The following is a 17,532-nucleotide window of genomic DNA, read 5'->3' on the forward strand; positions in this document are numbered from 1 at the left end:
TGGGCAGGTCTCGTTGAAGCAGGTCGCCAAGGATTTCGGGATCTCCGAGTCGTGTCTGGCGAGCTGGTTGCGTGCCGCGGACGTCGAGGACGGCACGCGACCTGGCGTGACCCGGGATGAGTCCGCTGAGCTGCGGGACTGCGCAAACGCAACCGGCTGCTGGAGCAGGAGAACGAGGTTCTGCGGAAAGCGGCCGCGTACCTCGCGCAGGGCAACCTGCCGGGAAAATAGCGTTCCCGCTCGTCCGTGACCTGGCCGCGGCCGGCGCCCCGATCAGGGCACCGGTCGGTGCGTGCAGGGTGCTGGGGATCTCCCGGCAGGCCTACTACCAGTGGCTTTCGGCCCGGGTGTCGCAGCGGGACTTCGATGATGCCCATCTGATCGACGCCGCGCTCGACATCCACGCCGACGACCCGGGCGACGGGTACCGGTTCATCGCCGACGAACTGGCCCAGCGCGGCTTCACCGCCTCGGAGAACCGGGTGTGGCGGATCTGCTCGATGCAACCGCTCTTTTCCTTACACGCCAAGTAGTGGCTGACCGACATCACCGAGCATTCCACCGGCCAGGGCAAGCTCTGTCTGTGCGCGATCAAGGACTGCTACTCCAACAAGATCGTCGGGTACTCGATCGACTCCCGCATGAAATCCTCGCTCGCGGTCGCCGCACTCCGCAACGTGAGCACACAGCGCGACCCTGCCGGGGTGATCGTGCATTCGGATCGGGGTAGTCAGTTCCGGTCGAAGCCCTACCGGCGTCTGCTGCGTAACAACGGGCTGATCGGGTCGATGGGCCGGGTCGGTGCGTGCGGCGACAACGCGGCCATGGAATCGTTCTTTTCGTTGCTGCAGAAGAACGTTCTCGACACCCGACGCTGGAACACCAGGGACGAACTACGCCTGGCGATCGTCACCTGGATCGAGACTAAATACCACCGCAAACGCCGACAACGAAGCCTGGGCAAACTCACCCCGATCGAGTTTGAGACCATTTACACCGCCGCAGCAGCGGCCTAAAAACACCACACCTCCGGTGACGACCAAACTCGGGGCAGTCCCCGCCGCGTCCCGGCTGGGTCGTGTTCAGACCGTGGAACTTCTCGACTCCGAGGACCCGAAGGTCAACGGCGCCTCAACGAAGCCAATCGATCCGCCGGGCTGATTCCGCCCCACCAACTGGACGGCGCGCAAGCGCTACTTGTACAAGGTCTGGACCTTTGTGAAGGTGATGTCGTCTATGGTGGTGGTGTCCGGGGTGAATCGGAAGGTGACGTTGTCCGCGCCCCCGGCGCGCATCGTGAAGGTCGACGTCATCGTCGCCGATGTGCCCGGAACGAGCTGATCCGGCAGGCCGGTGAAGTCGCCCTTCTGAACGGCCGGGTTCGTCGCCTTGGCGTGGTCGCGGCCGTAGAGCAACTCTGCGCGGACATTGTTCTTCGTCGTTGGGAAGACGAACGTCGCGCTGCCGGTATTCGTGATCTCGGTAAGGATGGTTACCAGGACGCTCTCGGTTGGGCCGGAGTCGTAGCCGTTCGAATCCACGGTCTCGGACTTCGCGGAGATGATCCGGACCTTCAAGCCGTTGGACAAGGTGGCGGCTTCGGCTGCCGGGGTCTCCGGCACGGAGGCGTTGTCGGCGCAGAAATCCGTGTGAGTACGGGCGAAAGTCGGGTCGGCGCACTGCGCGGGATCGAGACCGGCAGCGTCCGGCGCGGCGGAGCCGTCGCACGCGGCCAGAACGAGGGCACCGGCCGCTACGACGAGGCCGACCGAGAGTCTTCTGTTGGGCACAGCGGCCCACTGTACGTCAGCGTGCTCCCATCGCAGTGCCGACGAGCGGCGCTGCTCACCCTGACGCGCCACCGAGCGCTGCCTTGTCCGTTTAGCCTTTGCGGGGCCGAATGCGGACGAAAAACCGCTCGCCGTGGTCAAGGTGGATTCGACCGGGGATCCCGACCACGACCCACAGGTCGAGACCTTCATCCGGCTCACGGACTTCGAAACCCTGGCGCCGGTAGAACGCGGCCAGGCCGGGGCGGTCCGGGCGGATTTGGCCGTAGACGAAGACGTACCCGTGCGCGAAGAAGACCTTCTTGACCCTGCTCAACAGCGCGGCACCGAGTCCGCTGCCCTGATGCGCCTCGGCCACCGCCAGCACGGCCACCTTCGCCAGCCCGACGATGCCGACGAGCATGAGCTTGCGGACCTCCGGCGCCGCGGCGTTCATCTGCTCGGCGTGGGTCGTGTACTGCTCGGTCACGTTAGGCGGCGGGAGGGCGATCACGGCGCCGACCACTCCGTGCTCGCGGTGCTCGGCCACCAGGACGAAGGAGGCAGCCGCGAACGCCTGGTCGGTGAACGCCTGCGCGACCGCACGAGAGAACCCCGGCTGGCCGTGCTTGTGACCGCGCGCGGCCAGGCCGGCGCGGTGGGCGCGGCCCATCACGCCGTCGCGGATCGCCTCGGCCAGCGCCGGAGTCAGCTCGATCCCGGCGGCCGGAGCCAGCTCGGCGATCGCCAGGATGTCCCCGGCGGTGGCCAGCCGGATCTTCACCCTCGCCGTGCCGCTGGATCAGCCCCGGATCAGCTTCTGCTCGATCAACCCCGACGAATCAGCACCCACCCAGCCGATGCTGCCGGCGCACTGACAGAACCAGTGAAGCGCGACGGTTAGGCCAGCGAGGTTCACCGACTTGACGTAGCCATGCATATCAAGGAATCAGCAGACGTTGACGAGGTCTGGACACGGCCAGCCACATTCAGGCGACCTCGAAGACGGACGTCCCCGCTGAAGGTCGCCCTGTGCCCGGACCTCGCTCGCGTCCTGGCGGCGTTTGCAGTCTCCGCCGAAAATCGGACAGATATGGGCTGACCTGCGGTTTTGACTGCGTTTGGGCGGCGAGCGGATTTGTGAGAAGGGTGCGTGTGGTCGTTGAACAACGTCCCGGTCCGCCGATGACCTGTGTTCAGCCCTTGTGGGGGACCATGAAGATGTGGCTCGTGTTGGCGTTGTGCGTTGAGGTGGATCCGCGTGAGTCGGTCAGATCTTCCACGGCGCCCTGTACCGCGCCGTCCATCCCGTCTACCCACTTCACCATGACGTAGGCGCTGAACCGGGGGTCACAGTCGGGGCGGATGGTGAAGTTGGGCAGGTGCAGGGGTACGTGATGGTGGTGCACCGCGTAGGACATCTCGCGGAGTTCCCCGGTAGCCCGGTCCTTCTGGCAGACCTCGTTGCCCTTCCACTGAATGACGTACAGAGTGAAGGTGGCCGTCGACGCGGTCGGGACGGGCGTGTCGCAGTGCTTGTCCTTCTGCGGATAGCAGGTCTGGTATTGGGTGTCGGCGACGACGCTGAGGTGGGTGAATCCCGGCGCGAAGGTGACGGACCTGAGTACCGGCTCCCGGGCGATCATGCGGGGAGCCGGTCCCACGTGCAGGAGGCCACCCGGCAACGCATCCTGGGCGGGCGAGCCTGTGGTCGTGTTGTCCACGGAGGTGTCGGCGACCTCGATTCTCCCGCTGTCCAGCCGGAACTGTGCGTCGAGGTCTTCCCTGAGCGCGGCGGCGCGGACGTAGGCGGTGCAGGCGACTGTGGTGGCCACACCGGGATGCAGCAGGAAGCGGGTGGTCAGCAGGACCTCGTCCTTCTCCCGCTCCGACGACGCACCTTCCGGCAAGATGTTCTGTCCGGTCACGAAGTTCTGCTCACCGCCGGGCCACCTGCACCGCACCTCGTTCTCGACCAGCGAGCGGTGGGTCGCCGAGCTCGCGCGCATCACCGACACCACGTACGCGGTCCGCGTCGTCGACATCTCGAGTTCGACGCTGCCCAGCGCCACCACCTCTTGATCGGTCTTCCAGGATCCGCCAGGCACTGCCTTGGGCGTCCGCGGCGCGAGTATGCGACGTGGCGCGAAGTCGTATCGGACGACGGCGTCGGCGGGCGCAGCGGCGGGCACGGGGGTGGAGGGGTCTGCATCATTGAATGCCGTGCTCGACGGGATCACGATCGCCACGAGGACCGCAGCGGCGGCCGCGAGTGATCGTGGGCGCCGCCGGCCAGAGCCGGAGGCCGGGGCCGGAGTGTCGACTGAGGAAACCGGTGTCTCGACGGTGATCTGGCCGTTTGCCACATGCCAGTGCCGTAGCAAATCGGCGAGGTCTTGGTCAGTCGCTCCACATGCGGTGGCGATTGCGGCAATCGTCCGGTAATCGGGTGGAACTGTTACTCCAGAGCAGTATCGATGCAGGGTGGAACTGCTGATATGTGCTTTTCGGCCAAGCTCTGAATAGCTCAGCCCGCTGCGCTCCTTGAGCGCAGCGAGAAGTTGCGCAAGCTCGCTGCGCGTGCTCGACACATCCATCGACCCTCCCCAAGTCTCCGGTGCCGCCAGCCAGTATGGCACCGTCCCACGCCCTCTGGGAAACCCCTGTTCAGGACCGTTTTACGCATGCCGGGACGACTCGTGTTCCGGCAACCCTTGCCGCCACTGCCTGTTGCGCGACATGGTTGTTCCGCACCCCTGGTGGGTCGTGAATCAAATTCACTTCAGGATCATCCGTAGCCACAGAAACTCGACGCTTCGCCCCTTATGAAGGGGGCCATGTGTTATCGCCGGAATAGTTCGTCACGCTAAATTCTCACTGGTGAAAGGAGACCGCGGGTGAGGCGAATACTGTCCTTCGTTCTCGGTGCCGTGGTGCTGGTCGTGCTCGCGCCGACGGCGACCGCGAGCACTGCCACCCATGTCACGTTCACGCCGCAACAGGTGCTCGCGCCGAAGGTGCCCGAGACAAAGCCGGGTGAGCCGGTGAAGTTCGACCAAGAGGTCAAGGCTCTGGGCAGCGTATCCCTGGAGATGTCGGCGACGCAGACCGCGTACGTCAGATCGGTGATGCGCGCGAACTCGGCCACCTACCGCTCGCTGTTCGACAACGAGGTGCGGTGTACCTGGCCTGGCGGCGAACAGAGCTTCGTGACGGGGCAGAACCTCTTGCAGAAGGGCGCGTCCCTGGAGCCGGAGAAGGAGGACGTCCAGCTCACCACGCGCTTCCTGGTGCACCCCGGTGTCGCCACGACGGTCACCTGCACCGCGTACGTCCGTGCCGCCACGATGCGCAAGGAACTCGACGCCCGGTTCCAGTTGTACGACGGATTCCTCGAGTTCGCGGACACGTCCGTGGCCAATACCACGGCCGGTCTGCCCGCCCAGCGTGCCACGCCCCGTGGCCTCGTGCGTGTCGGGCCGGGCCCCGAGGTCGTGGCGCGCGAGCCCGCGTTGCCGTACTTCACTCTCGCGCAGGGCTTCACGAAACTCAGCGTCTTCGCCGATACCGAGTACCAGACGTGCTACCCGGTGAAGGACAAGGACTGCACCAAACCACCGGCCTCGACGGCCACCTTCACGCTCTTTGTCAACCAGTGGAACGGCGACAAACTCTGCCAGACCAGCAGCGCCACCACGACGACCCGCCAGATGTCCTACTCGGTGCACCACGATTACGTGCCGCTGCACCTGCCCGACTTCACAGTCCGGGCCGACTGCGAACAGCGGTTCAACGCCTACGTCCTGGTGAAGTGGAAAGACGGCATGGACGGCGGGGTGCAGGGAACCGCGGTAGGTCTGACCGACTCACGCGGGTCGTCCACGACCCACAACGCCGGCATGAGCCATGTGTTCGTCGTCCCGGTCAAGAGCTGAGGACCGGAAAACCGCGCCGCCACAGACGGCGCACCAACAACAAACAGGAGATGAAATGAAGAAACTTTTCGCCACGATCGCCGCTGGTGCGGCCTTGTCCGCCGGGGTGGCATTCGCCGGAACGGCAAGCGCTGAAACGACGGCAGGGGCCGCCCCAGCGTCGCAAGAAGGTGGTGTGTCGATCACCGCCTACTCGGACTGCCCGTCCGGCTGGTTCTGCGCGTGGGAGCACGCCAACGCTCAGGGCCGAATGGTTCGTTTCCAGACCGGCTCCGCCAATCTCCAGGGACAGAACTTCAACGACCAGATCTCCTCCGTCTACAACCGCACCAACAGGATCTGGTGCACCTACACCGACGCCAACTACGGCGGCACCCTGTGGCGTATTTCCGTCGACTGGCGAGGAAACGTGCCCGCCCACATGAACGACCGCATCAGCTCGCTGCGCGGCTGCTGAGCAGGGGAGTCGATGCCACGCGTTTAGCCAACCGTGAGCCGTACTGTCGCGGTCTAATGTTGCGGATCGGCGACTGGACGGAGCCGGTGCTACCGCCCATGGACAATACGATCAGCTCCCTCCTTAAAGGCTGCTAATCGGACACGCGTCCGCGCTGCTGGCTTCGAGTGCCTGGACTTGAAGCCGGCAGCGCCGGCTTCCGAGACGTCCCCCTCCCACGCAGGGCACGGACGTCGACGAGGACAAGGGTCGAAACCTCGCCGCGAGGCGAGGCCGGGGACTCACGTGCAGATCGATGTCGCCTGTCGCCACGGACAGTGCGGATCCCGGATGGTCGGATTGCAGGAGCAGGGTGGAGGCGACGAACCGGTCGTCGGGCACGGTCAGGTCGAGCCAGGGCGGGAGCCGGTCGCTGGTGGGCTCGCGGTGCTCGAAGACAGCCCACACGTCGCCGGCGACCCGGACACCCTGCCGGATGTTTCCGTTCGTTCTCAGCCCTTTGAGTCTCTTCTCGGCGCGTTTGGCTGCTTCACGAAGGCCCTGGTTTCGCCCAGCCCGCTTGAGCTCGTCGATCTCGCGGAGCACGACCGGGAGCAGATGCACCATGTACTTGGGGCCGAGCGTCCCGACATGGACCGCCAGGTCCGGGTCGTCGATGAGTGTGTTCGTGTCGACGGCGAGCCGGACGGCGTAGTCGTCAACGGGCAAGAGGTCGGCCAGGTCACGAAGGTCGCGGATGGTCTCATCGAGCTGCTGGATAGCCAACTTCGATGGTGGACGGCACGCGGCGTAAACCGTTGTTTCTGACCAGCCACTTCTCTAATAAATCGAGGTTCTTGTTGAGCCGCTTGCTGACACCGGGAGCGGGGTGAGGGAAGAGCAGCCGATATCGCGGTTCCCAATCGCGGAGCCGACGCAGCACTGCCATTCGGTCGGCTTCGAGAGCAGCCGCCCTCGACGCGTGATCGCTGAAGTCGTCGTCCATCTCCGCCTCCGTCTCGGCCCTCGCGAAGGCGCGCTGCAACGCGGCGTTCTCGGCGGCGTCCAGGTGCTCACGGACCTTCAGGTTCTTGAAATCACTGCTGACCGTCGTGTAGATCGCCGTGGTCGCCGCATGGGAATGACCGTCCTGGTCGGTCACGAACTGCCCGTCGTAGCCGGACTCAATCAACCGAGTCACGTACGAGCGGCTTGTCTCCGCGGTCGCCGTGTGCGGTCGTATTCGTGTTGCCATTAACGTGGTGCGATCGCGGCGAGCGCTGACGACACCGTCGTCTGGCTTCGTGTTGCGTTTCCGGCTGCGTGACATGTCGGATGTCACGTTGGCTGGAAGTCCTGGGTCAAGCGGAATGTGAAGTAGTCGACCCTCCAGCCGTCCTTCTCCAAGCCCTCCTCAGCGATGACCTCCGTCCTGAAGCCTTCCTGATCAGCCAGGTGCTTCAAGTAGGCCAGGTCGCCCGAGGTGCCGAAGAAGATCAGCATTCTGCCGGTCGGGGTGAGGTGTCGCTTCGCGGCGCCGAAGAACTCGGTCATTGCGCGGTAGTTCTCATCAGTCACGGCGGCCTCGAACTGGTCCCGAGGGGCGAACCACCGGAATGGTGGGTCGAAGACGATCAGGTCGAATTCGCCGTCGACATTGCTGAACACGTCGCTGTGGCGGACTTCGACCCGGTCCGCGACGTCATTGCGCTCGGCGTTTCGCCGAGCGGCTTCGACAGCATGAGGGTTGATGTCGACCGCCAGGATGTCGGCGGCGTGCGAGGCCGCCAGGATGGCGTTGACGCCGCTTCCGGTCCCCATGTCCAGCACGCGGCCGCTCTCGTGGACCTCGGCCTGGACAGCCTTACCGAGGAGATGGGACACGCCCGTGATGGGCATGACCTCGGGCGGGATCACCAACGTTCTGCCCAGGTAGGTGACCGTTTGACCAGGGCCGGCTTCCGCCTTCCCCCTGTTGTAGGCATTCTCATGCCATTGACGGATGCGCTTGGCGTGCTCCTCGGTGACCATCGGGGTGTAGCCGGCGGTGCTGGCTGGGCGCTTGGCTGGCGGGTCGGTTTCGGCCATGTCGGCACCTTATGCAGTCGCTCCATGCGGGGGTATTGAATTGCCTGTCGCTCCGCTGTCGCCAGCATGAAACGTCTCGTCACATTCGTGGCGATTGGCCGGGTGGCATGCCCGGCGGTCAGCGGGCTTGAAGGTGTCGGACTTTCGATGATCCTGCGGCGCCTTGGCGAAGTCGGCTGATCTCGTCGTATTGCGCGGCGAGTTGCGAGAGGGTTTGGGTCCGGACCTCCGTGAGCTCGTTGATCGTGCCGATTGACTCGGCCAGGCGTTGCTTGAGTGTGGTGATCTCATTCGTGAGTCGGCTGATCTGGGCGTCGCGCGTGTCCGGCAGCTCGCCAGCCTGCTGGAGCGTTCGCAGGCGTCGTTCGAACTCGGCGCGCAGGTGGGCGTAGGGCCGGTTGCCGTAGAAGGCGGTGCGGTCGACGTCCGCCTCGGCGGCGAGGGTCTTGATGTCGCAGTGGCCGCCGGGTGGGATTTCGCCGCGCAGAAGCCGGTCCATGGCAGCGCGGATCCGGTTCTCGTTGGCAGTGCGCTGTGCTGCGGTGATCCGCATGTCATTCCTCGTTCTGGCTGGTGGCGGTATCGATGGCATCCAGGACGCCCAGGGCGCGGTGGAGATCGGTTTGCAGGCGGGCGCGTTCGGTCTTGCGGGTGGGGCCGAGGCTGCCGAGGAAGGGGGGAGAGTGCAGCCGCGCCGGCTGGTCGTGGACAGACTCGCTCGACGTCGCACCTTCCTACGCGCACGCCGGTATCGGCGGACGACCCCCCAGGGGCTGTCTGGACCGCGCTCGGGGACCCGGCCCATCTGCCGGGGCACAACACATACCGCGACGAAGCCGAGTTCATGGTGGACACTGAGGCGGTCACGATCACGAGACTGTCCTAGGGAGCGAAACTTCCGGGACTGTCGTATCCAGACTGACGCACCTGGCGAAGTACCGGTCCTTTCTGGACAACCATCTGCTGCCGCAATGGTCGTCCTGGCCGCTGGCCGAAATCTTCAACAGCTACGTGGAGATCGAGAAGTGTGCACGAGGATTACGCGGACTCGTCGGTGGCGTCGATCTTCTCGCTGTTCTCCACGATCCTCGGCGCCGCGGTCAAGGCCAGGAAGATTCCGGCGAACCCGTGCGCTGGCATCGGGTCACCTCGGGTGAGTTCGAGATCGAGAATCTTGTCGCGACTCCGGTGCAGGCTCTGCGCGCGTCGATGCGACTGTACGAGAGCGGACTCGGGCTCGCCGGGTTCGTGCTCGGGCTGCTCGACTTCTACACCGGTTCCCGGTGGGGCGAGTTGGTCGGTCAGCAGCGGCACGAGTACGACAGCGAGGCTCGGGCGATTCAGATCCGTGAGCCGTTGAAGGAGATCGGTGGACGTCTGTTCAAGGGTGGGCGCAGGGTCGACACCTCGCGGATGGCAGACCTAGGGGCGCGGCCGACTCGTCCGGTGACGCCGAGACGACAGGGTGGTCGAGCGAAAAAGGGCCGGACCAAGACTCCGGCGGGGACGCGGAGCGTGGAGCTGCCGCCGAACATCGCGGTCTTCTACGAAGAGCTGATGGACAGCCACAGCTTCCGTTCGTGCTCTGCAGCGCTGAGGGAGCGCCGTTGCGGCGGTCGAACTTCCGTAACCGGTATTGACGCCCGGTCTGGGATGGCAGTGATGCAGAGCACACGCGGTCGGCGGAAGTGGTGCAGCCGATCCTGCCGACCTTCACCTTCCACGAAGGGCGTCACAGTCACAGCACCTGGCTCGCCGAGGACGGGATCCCCGAGGTCGCGCGCAGAGCACGATTGGGTCAGAAGATGAAGGGCATCGCGAGGGTCTACGACCACGTGACCCCGCTCATGCGCCGCCAGATCCTGCAAGCGCTCGAGACCCGCTGGATCGGGTCTCTGGTCGCGCTCACGCCGAGTGAGCGGACGAAGCTGGGGGAGTGGTTCCCGCACCTGCACGCCACCTTCCGTGACGGGCAATTGGAGACGGCTCCGAAGGCCATCGGATGCCGTCTCAGAACGACCGAAGCCCCGCCCCTCCGAGGAGAGACAGGGCTTCTGACCTGCGAAAACAGATGGTGCGCGATACTGGGATTGAACCAGTGACCTCTTCCGTGTCAGGGAAGCGCTCTCCCGCTGAGCTAATCGCGCGAGGTGGAGACGGGATTCGAACCCGTGTACACGGCTTTGCAGGCCGTTGCCTCGCCTCTCGGCCACTCCACCGTGTCAGGCCCGAGAGGGCCTTCCGAGCGGATGACGGGATTCGAACCCGCGACCCTCACCTTGGCAAGGTGATGCGCTACCAGCTGCGCTACATCCGCACATCCTCGGCCGGGCTGGGAGGTCAGAACCTCGCGGTTCTGCTCCTCACCCCGTCGCCGTGGTGTGTGTAAACACTATCCGACCCCGAAAACGGCCGTGCAACCGGGGTGCCACTTGCTGTTCGCAAGCCCGTCATCAGGCCAAATCGTTGGGGATGAGGTGAGTCAGGGCGTCGTCGACGTCGACCCACAGGTGCTCGTTGCCGGGCAGTACGACGTCGTAGGTCCGATCGAGGAAGTCGGCCAACTCCTGAGCGGACGCCTCGAACATGGCGTGCCCGGACGGCGAGTTCAGTTCGATGAGGACGGACTCGGGGTCTTCAACGGAGGGGCGGATGCGTACGTCGCCGTCGCCCGCGTCGGCCAGGAGGCCGTCCGCGAGGAGGTCCCGCGCGTAGACCCACTCGACCCAGCCGGCCCGGCCGGTGCGGAAGGCGGCTACGACCGCATAGGGGTCGCGTGTGTCGTATCGCAGCTCCACCTTCACCGGGACCGCGGGGGTCCGCGGCGCCAGGAGGTCGAACACCGCCGTCGAGCGGAGCGTCACGTGATCGTTGCGCATCGTCCTACCCTTCGTCTCCTTCCCGGCTCGGTCGAACCGAGTGGCGATGATGTGACGTACCGGCCGGTCGATCGGAACGCGGTTTTGCCGCAGATCACCCGGACGGGGTCATCGGACCCCGGGTCCATGCTCCGTCACCCCATCATCACCCGCGCGACGCGCAGCCCTCACATGCGCCCTGCAGGCAGTCCACATGTACATACTGCGCGGTTTAGTCGTCACGCGATAGCACCGTCGCACGAATGTCGAAACGCGTCGCGGGCGGCCCCCTGTCCGCACAACCCTGGCTAGCTCGCGGTTGTTCGCTCCGTATTTGCTGGTGAGCGGAGTGTGGTCGGAGTGAACCACCCGTTTGCAGGCCCCCTAAAGTCGTGGGGTAGAGTCTGCCGGACACCGCGAGCGGGCGATTAGCTCAGCGGGAGAGCGCTTCGTTCACACCGAAGAGGTCACTGGTTCGATCCCAGTATCGCCCACCGGATGAAGGCCCTGGACCACTCGGTCCGGGGCCTTGTTCATTCTCGGACAGTGTCGACAGGGAGCCGTCCGGACGCATGGAATCCCCAGGTCGGACGCGGGTTATCCGGGGACGGTACTTTTGCCGTGGCGGGATGGTCCGGGAAGGCACCGAATTCCCCGGCACGACGGCGAGGGCCGGTGACTGTCGCGTTCGAAGATCGGGCGCCGATCCGATCCGGCCGGTGTGGACATTTGACATAAAGACTGCGTTGTACAGTGAATATGTGGCATAAGCCGGTCGTCGAGATGACATTGTGATCCTCGGCACTGTGTGCCCCGCCGGGAGGTTCAGACCACCGGGAAGTGATGTGGGGCACGGAGGAGCGACTCACCCGCACGGCTCCGGCGCCGGGGTTCCCGTGATGCTGACGTGATGTGACGAAACGCCACTCCGGTGACCGATTGACAAGGTAGGTCGAGGCACTGTGGGCGCGCCGCTGAGGTAGTGGCCCTCCGCGGCTGCAGGATCCACAGTGGACCGGCTGATGATCGATCCCCTCAAACCGTCCACTATGGAGTTTTCCGGGCCGTTCCGCCGTTCGGGCGTGCGGTGCGCCAAGCGGCCGCGAAACGCGGGAATTCGTGACTACTTTGCGTAGTTGTTCGGTGGATACGCTTTATTACGCATCGTCATCACCTTGTTATCATTACGGCATTCATTTGCCGGAAGGCCGCACAGGATGTGGCTGGAAATCCTTGTAACGATGGCCGGAGAGTGGCCGATACCTTGGCGTGTGTCGCCCCATCGGCCGCTGAAGGATCTTGAGAATCGATCACTCTTCGAAATCGATCTCGTTGACTCAGCGTGTTGATCCGGCGTTCGGGAATTCCCACTCCGGGAGGTCTGATGGAAGAGTCGGTGCGGCCGTCGTCCACCGTCAACGGGACGCCGCAGCACATCGACCTCCAGTCGATCCCGCTTCCCCCGCAACGGGGTGCGGGCAGTACCGCCGAGGTCGGCGGCACTTCGGCTCGGCCGCCGTACGCGGCCTGGGAATCGCGCTATCGCGCGTGGGTGATCGGTAGTGACGTTTTCACCGCCTTCGTGCTCATCGTGATGAGCGCCTTCTTGATCGATCGATCCGACCCGCACGACATGCACGCGCTCGGTACCGCCGCAGCCTTCCTGTTCGGCTTGTCGGTTTGCCGTGCCTGGAGCCCGCGTGTGCTCGGTGAAGGCGCGGAGGAATACCGGACACTGGGACGCGGCCTGATCACGACCGCGGTGCTCGTCGCTTTGGGCGGCCTGCTCTTCGGCGCGCTCGCCGTGCAGCCGTGGGTCTTCATCGTCGTCCCGATGATCTCGGTCGTCATGTTCCTGCAGCGGTACGCGCTGAGACAGGTGCTGCACCGGCGCAGACGGCTCGGTGAATGCCTGCTGCCGGTGCTCGCGGCCGGAAGTCCCGACACGGTCGCCGATCTCATCGCCCGCACCAAGGCCGATCCTCACGTCGGCTGGCGGGTCGAAGCCGTCTGCACCTACTCCGGCGCCGGCGCGGAGCGGGGGAGCGGCGAGGTCGAGGGTGTCCCGGTCGTCGGGAAGCTCGACGAACTGGCGGGCCACGTCCGCCGTGGTGGCTATCGCGTGGTCGCCGTGACCGCGGATCAGCACTGGAACCCCAAACGCCTGCAGCGGCTCGCCTGGGACCTCGAAGGGACGTCCGCCGAGATGGTGGTCGCTCCGATGCTGATGGAGGTGGCGGGCCCCCGGCTGAACGTCTCCGGTGTGCTCGGCATGCCGCTCCTGCGGGTCAGCGCGCCGAGTTTCACCGGTGGGCGCCGTCTGGTCAAGGAAGTGCTCGACAGGTTCGGCTCGACCCTGCTGCTCACCCTCGTTTCCCCGCTGCTGCTGGCGATCGCGGTCGCGATCAAGCTCGACGACCGCGGCCCGGTCATCTATCGCCAGCGCCGCGTCGGCCGCGACGGCCACACCTTCACCATGCTGAAGTTCCGCACGATGGTCGCCGACGCCGACAAGCTCAAGCAGGGCCTCCAGGCGGACAACGAAGGCGCGGGTCCGCTGTTCAAGATGCGCAAGGATCCCCGGGTAACCCGCGTCGGCGGCATGCTCCGGCGGTATTCGCTCGACGAACTTCCGCAGTTGTTCAACGTCGTGAGCGGGCGGATGTCGCTCGTCGGCCCCCGTCCGCCGCTGCCGGAGGAGACCGCGAAATACGCCCCCGACGCCCGGCGCCGTTTGCTGGTGAAGCCGGGGCTGACGGGGCTCTGGCAGGTCAGCGGCCGCAGCGACCTCAGCTGGGCCGAGAGCATCCGGCTCGACCTGCGTTACGTCGAAGACTGGTCCCTCGCCCTCGACCTGGTGATCCTGTGGAAGACCTTCCGCGCCGTCGTGCAAGGGCGAGGGGCCTACTGACGGCTTCCTGTGACCGGGCCCACACGCGGCGATAGTTGAACCAGAAATAGTTCAGCGCTCAACTATGTTGGCAGGGGTACAGGAAGCGTACGGAAGGAAGATCCACCCATGACCACCAGCGTTGAGTCGACCGAAGCCCTGAGCCTTCCGCAGGAAGTCCAGGACCTGTTGTTCCGTGAAGCCCGCACCGCGAACAACTTCAGCGACGAGCCGGTGACCGACGAGCAGATCCGCGCGATCTACGAGCTGGTCAAGTGGGCCCCGACGTCGATGAACAACCAGCCGCTGCGCGCGCTGGTCGTCCGCACCGAAGAGGGCAAGAAGCGCCTCGCGCCGCTGATGTCCGAAGGCAACCGCGCCAAGACCGAGGCCGCGCCGGTCACCGTCGTGCTGGCCGCCGACACCGAGTTCCACGAGAACCTCCCGCGGACGTTCCCGCACTTTCCCGGTGCCAAGGACCTGTTCGCCGACGAGGCAGGCCGCGTCGAGACTGCCAAGCTGAACGCGCTGCTGCAGGTCGGTTACTTCATCATCGGTGTGCGCGCCGCCGGGCTGGCCGCCGGCCCGATGACCGGATTCGACGCCGAAGGCATCGACAAGGAGTTCTTCGCGGACAAGCCGTGGAAGTCCCTCGTCGTGATCAACCTCGGCAAGCCGGGTGACAACCCCTGGTTCGACCGTCTGCCGCGGCTGGACTTCGACGAGGTCGTCGAGACCGTCTGACCTTGTTCCGCGATACGCGAAGGCCTTCTTCCGATGGGAAGGAGGCCTTCGTTGTGTTTGGGGGTAACGCGCGTGAGCCGCGCCGCACCTGGCGACTAACATCACGGGAACCATCCGCTATACCGCGAGGAGTCCATCGTGTCCCAGCCGTCGTCAGTAGCAGCCGCAACCGCCCCGCGCGTGGTGGTACCGGCGGGCACTACGGCGGGCGCCGCGGTCCGCGAAGCCGGGCTGCCGACCAAGGGGCCGGACACGATCGTCGTCGTGCGCGACGCCGAGGGGAACCTCCGCGATCTCTCCTGGGCGCCGGAGTCCGAGGTCGAGGTCGAGGCCGTCGCCGCCCACACCGAGGACGGCCGCAGCGTCATCCGCCATTCGGCCGCCCACGTGCTCGCGCAGGCCGTGCAGCAGCAGTTCCCGCAGGCGAAGCTCGGCATCGGCCCGCCGGTCAAGGACGGGTTCTACTACGACTTCGCCGTCGACACCCCGTTCACCCCGGAAGACCTGCAGGCGCTGGAAAAGCGCATGAAGCAGATCGTGAAGGGTGCGCAGCAGTTCTCCCGCCGCGTCTTCGACTCGGTCGACGACGCCAAGAAGGAACTGTCCGACGAACCGTTCAAACTCGAACTCGTCGACCTCAAGTCCGATGTGGACACCTCCGAGGTGATGGAGGTCGGCGGCGGCGAGCTGACCATCTACGACAACCTCGACCCGCGCACCAAGGAGCGCGTGTGGAGCGACCTCTGCCGCGGCCCGCACGTGCCGACCACCAAGTTCATCCCGGCGTTCAAGCTCACCCGCGTCGCCGCCGCGTACTGGCGCGGCGACGACAAGAACCCGCAGCTGCAGCGGATCTACGGCACCGCTTGGGAATCCGCCGAGGCGCAGGACGTCTACCTGGAGCGGTTGGCCGAAGCGGAACGCCGTGATCACCGCAAGCTCGGTGTCGAGCTCGACCTGTTCTCCTTCCCGGACGAGATCGGCTCCGGGCTGCCGGTGTTCCACCCCAAGGGCGGGATCATCCGGCAGGAGATGGAGAACTACTCGCGTCAGCGGCACGTCGAGGCGGGCTACGAGTTCGTCTACTCGCCGCACATCACCAAGGGCGCGCTGTTCGAGACCTCCGGTCACCTCGACTGGTACCGCGACGGCATGTACCCGGCGATGCACCTCGACGCCGAGCACAACGAGGACGGTTCGGTCCGCAAGCCCGGCCAGGACTACTACCTCAAGCCGATGAACTGCCCGTTCCACGACCTGATCTTCCGCTCACGCGGGCGTTCCTACCGGGAACTGCCGCTGCGGATGTTCGAGTTCGGTTCGGTGTACCGCTACGAGAAGTCCGGCGTGATCCACGGGCTCACCCGCGTCCGGGGCATGACGCAGGACGACGCGCACATCTTCTGCACCCTGGAGCAGGTCCCCGGTGAGCTGAAGTCCCTTTTGGACTTCGTGCTGAACCTGTTGCGCGACTACGGTCTCGACGACTTCTACCTCGAACTGTCCACTCGGAACGACGAGAAGTACATCGGTTCCGACGAGGTGTGGGCCGAGGCCACCGAGGTGCTGCGCACCGCCGCCCTCGACTCCGGGCTCGAATTGGTGCCGGATCCGGGTGGCGCGGCGTTCTACGGGCCGAAGATCTCGGTCCAGGCGAAGGACGCGCTGGGTCGCACCTGGCAGATGTCGACCATCCAGCTGGACTTCATGCTGCCCGACAAGTTCGAGCTCGAGTACACCGCGGCCGACGGCAGCCGTCAGCGCCCGGTGATGATCCACCGCGCGCTGTTCGGTTCGATCGAGCGGTTCTTCGGCGTGCTGACCGAGCACTACGCCGGCGCTTTCCCGGCGTGGCTGTCGCCGGTCCAGGTGGTCGGCATCCCGATCACCGAGGACCAGGTCGAGCATCTGCGCGGGGTCGAGAAGGCGTTGCGGGCCAAGGGGGTCCGGATCAACGTCGACGCGAGCGACGACCGGATGCAGAAGAAGATCCGCACCCACACCACACAGAAGGTGCCCTTCATGCTCCTGGCGGGCGCGAAGGACGTCGAGGCGGGCGCGGTGTCGTTCCGGTTCCGCGACGGCGGCCAGATCAACGGTGTCCCGGTGGCCGACGCGGTCGAGGCGATCGCCGGGTGGATCCAGCGTCGTGAGAACTCCTCGCCGACGGTGGCGAGCTTGGAGGCGGTCCTCCGGTGACGGGCCCCGATGGCCCGGAAGTCGTCGAACAGGACGGTGTGGGGGTCCCGGACGCGTTGCAGCGCCTGTGGACCCCGCACCGGCTCGCCTACGTGCAGGGGTCGAAGAAACCCGACGAGGGCTGTCCGTTCTGCCGTCTCCCCGAGAAGAGTGACGAGGACGCGCTGATCCTCGCGCGCGGGAAGACGGTCTACGCGGTGCTGAACCTGTACCCGTACAACCCCGGCCATCTGATGGCCGTGCCGTACCGCCATGTCGCGGACTACACGGACCTGACGGCGGAAGAGACCGTCGAGCTGGCGGAGTTCACCCAACACGCGATGCGGGTGATCCGGGAGGTGTCCTCGGCGCACGGGTTCAACATCGGGATGAACCAGGGCGTGATCGCCGGCGCGGGCATCGCCGCGCATCTGCATCAGCACGTGGTGCCGCGGTGGGGTGGCGACGCGAACTTCATGCCGGTGATCGGGCATACGAAGGTGTTGCCGCAGCTGCTGGGGGAGACACGGAAGCTGCTGGCCGGCGCCTGGTAGATCGATCGTAAGTACGGTTCAGCGGATGCCGTGATCGACGGTGAGGTTCTCTTCACTGTCTACAAAGGACATTCTCTGAT

16 protein-coding genes, 4 tRNA genes and 1 pseudogene are annotated in these 17,532 nt (G+C 65.5%); 9 read left to right on the forward strand and 12 right to left on the reverse strand.

Annotation, left to right across the window (positions count from 1 at the left end):
* Window position 1: 1 nt before the first annotated feature.
* Window positions 2-1,016, forward strand: a pseudogene (locus tag ACZ54P_RS37230) (IS3 family transposase); the annotation flags it as partial.
* A 177-nt stretch (window positions 1,017-1,193) separates the two neighbouring features.
* Here the strand turns inward: ACZ54P_RS37230 and ACZ54P_RS37235 are convergent.
* The 3 genes from ACZ54P_RS37235 to ACZ54P_RS37245 all read right to left on the reverse strand — a co-directional run bounded on the left by ACZ54P_RS37235 (window position 1,194) and on the right by ACZ54P_RS37245 (window position 4,366).
* Complete coding sequence (locus tag ACZ54P_RS37235; RefSeq protein WP_465466312.1) at window positions 1,194-1,931, reverse strand: hypothetical protein; 738 nt, start codon at window positions 1,929-1,931, stop codon at window positions 1,194-1,196.
* The gene (locus ACZ54P_RS37240; protein WP_465466313.1) at window positions 1,882-2,553 is read right to left on the reverse strand and encodes a GNAT family N-acetyltransferase; all 672 of its coding nucleotides are present in this window, start codon (window positions 2,551-2,553) and stop codon (window positions 1,882-1,884) included. The genes ACZ54P_RS37235 and ACZ54P_RS37240 overlap by 50 nt, the downstream gene beginning before the upstream one ends.
* 412 nt (window positions 2,554-2,965) lie before the next feature.
* Window positions 2,966-4,366 carry a helix-turn-helix domain-containing protein gene (locus ACZ54P_RS37245; RefSeq protein WP_465466314.1) on the reverse strand — a complete coding sequence of 467 codons (1,401 nt, stop codon included), beginning with the start codon at window positions 4,364-4,366 and terminating at the stop codon, window positions 2,966-2,968.
* 300 nt (window positions 4,367-4,666) lie between these two features.
* Between ACZ54P_RS37245 and ACZ54P_RS37250 the strand changes: the two genes are divergently transcribed.
* Window positions 4,667-5,704, forward strand: coding sequence for a hypothetical protein (locus ACZ54P_RS37250; protein ID WP_465466315.1), 1,038 nt, complete (start codon window positions 4,667-4,669; stop codon window positions 5,702-5,704).
* 55 nt (window positions 5,705-5,759) lie between these two features.
* Window positions 5,760-6,161, forward strand: a complete 402-nt coding sequence (locus tag ACZ54P_RS37255; RefSeq protein ID WP_465466316.1) for a peptidase inhibitor family I36 protein — start codon at window positions 5,760-5,762, stop codon at window positions 6,159-6,161.
* A gap of 123 nt (window positions 6,162-6,284) precedes the next feature.
* Here ACZ54P_RS37255 and ACZ54P_RS37260 read toward each other — a convergent pair whose 3' ends face one another.
* From ACZ54P_RS37260 to ACZ54P_RS37280, 5 genes are all read right to left on the reverse strand, one after another.
* Window positions 6,285-6,926 (reverse strand): PIN domain-containing protein, encoded by a 642-nt coding sequence (locus ACZ54P_RS37260; protein WP_465466317.1) that lies wholly within the window; start codon window positions 6,924-6,926, stop codon window positions 6,285-6,287.
* Window positions 6,904-7,482: a hypothetical protein gene (locus ACZ54P_RS37265; RefSeq protein WP_465466318.1), complete on the reverse strand. Its 579-nt coding sequence runs from the start codon at window positions 7,480-7,482 to the stop codon at window positions 6,904-6,906. Before ACZ54P_RS37265 ends, ACZ54P_RS37260 begins: the two co-directional genes overlap by 23 nt.
* Complete coding sequence (locus tag ACZ54P_RS37270) at window positions 7,479-8,228, reverse strand: methyltransferase (RefSeq protein WP_465466319.1); 750 nt, start codon at window positions 8,226-8,228, stop codon at window positions 7,479-7,481. Before ACZ54P_RS37270 ends, ACZ54P_RS37265 begins: the two co-directional genes overlap by 4 nt.
* 118 nt (window positions 8,229-8,346) lie before the next feature.
* Complete coding sequence (locus ACZ54P_RS37275) at window positions 8,347-8,781, reverse strand: hypothetical protein (protein ID WP_465466320.1); 435 nt, start codon at window positions 8,779-8,781, stop codon at window positions 8,347-8,349.
* Window positions 8,782-9,266: 485 nt separating this feature from the next.
* Window positions 9,267-9,542, reverse strand: coding sequence for a hypothetical protein (locus ACZ54P_RS37280; RefSeq protein WP_465466321.1), 276 nt, complete (start codon window positions 9,540-9,542; stop codon window positions 9,267-9,269).
* A 374-nt stretch (window positions 9,543-9,916) separates the two neighbouring features.
* Here ACZ54P_RS37280 and ACZ54P_RS37285 point away from each other — a divergent pair, with 374 nt between their 5' ends.
* Window positions 9,917-10,330 (forward strand): hypothetical protein, encoded by a 414-nt coding sequence (locus ACZ54P_RS37285; RefSeq protein ID WP_465466322.1) that lies wholly within the window; start codon window positions 9,917-9,919, stop codon window positions 10,328-10,330.
* Here the strand turns inward: ACZ54P_RS37285 and ACZ54P_RS37290 are convergent.
* The 4 genes from ACZ54P_RS37290 to ACZ54P_RS37305 all read right to left on the reverse strand — a co-directional run bounded on the left by ACZ54P_RS37290 (window position 10,301) and on the right by ACZ54P_RS37305 (window position 11,107).
* Window positions 10,301-10,375, reverse strand: a tRNA-Val gene (locus tag ACZ54P_RS37290). The genes ACZ54P_RS37285 and ACZ54P_RS37290 overlap by 30 nt on opposite strands.
* A gap of 1 nt (window position 10,376) precedes the next feature.
* Window positions 10,377-10,447: transfer RNA gene (locus ACZ54P_RS37295), tRNA-Cys, on the reverse strand.
* A gap of 25 nt (window positions 10,448-10,472) precedes the next feature.
* Window positions 10,473-10,545, reverse strand: a tRNA-Gly gene (locus ACZ54P_RS37300).
* A 136-nt stretch (window positions 10,546-10,681) separates the two neighbouring features.
* Window positions 10,682-11,107: an SsgA family sporulation/cell division regulator gene (locus tag ACZ54P_RS37305; RefSeq protein ID WP_005159130.1), complete on the reverse strand. Its 426-nt coding sequence runs from the start codon at window positions 11,105-11,107 to the stop codon at window positions 10,682-10,684.
* A gap of 401 nt (window positions 11,108-11,508) precedes the next feature.
* On the opposite strand from ACZ54P_RS37305, the gene ACZ54P_RS37310 reads away from it, so the two are divergent.
* From ACZ54P_RS37310 to ACZ54P_RS37330, 5 genes are all read left to right on the forward strand, one after another.
* Window positions 11,509-11,580, forward strand: a tRNA-Val gene (locus ACZ54P_RS37310).
* Window positions 11,581-12,470: 890 nt separating this feature from the next.
* The gene (locus tag ACZ54P_RS37315) at window positions 12,471-13,997 is read left to right on the forward strand and encodes a sugar transferase (protein ID WP_465466323.1); all 1,527 of its coding nucleotides are present in this window, start codon (window positions 12,471-12,473) and stop codon (window positions 13,995-13,997) included.
* Between the two features lie 108 nt (window positions 13,998-14,105).
* Entirely contained in the window at window positions 14,106-14,720 is a 615-nt protein-coding gene (locus ACZ54P_RS37320; RefSeq protein ID WP_465466324.1) for a malonic semialdehyde reductase, read from the forward strand.
* Window positions 14,721-14,858: 138 nt separating this feature from the next.
* Window positions 14,859-16,919, forward strand: a complete 2,061-nt coding sequence (thrS, locus tag ACZ54P_RS37325) for a threonine--tRNA ligase (protein ID WP_465466325.1) — start codon at window positions 14,859-14,861, stop codon at window positions 16,917-16,919.
* A complete protein-coding gene (locus ACZ54P_RS37330) occupies window positions 16,916-17,452 on the forward strand; it encodes an HIT family protein (RefSeq protein ID WP_465466326.1) in 537 nt (178 codons plus the stop codon). Before thrS ends, ACZ54P_RS37330 begins: the two co-directional genes overlap by 4 nt.
* Window positions 17,453-17,532: the final 80 nt, after the last annotated feature.

This window comes from Amycolatopsis sp. NPDC034160, from assembly GCF_055575355.1.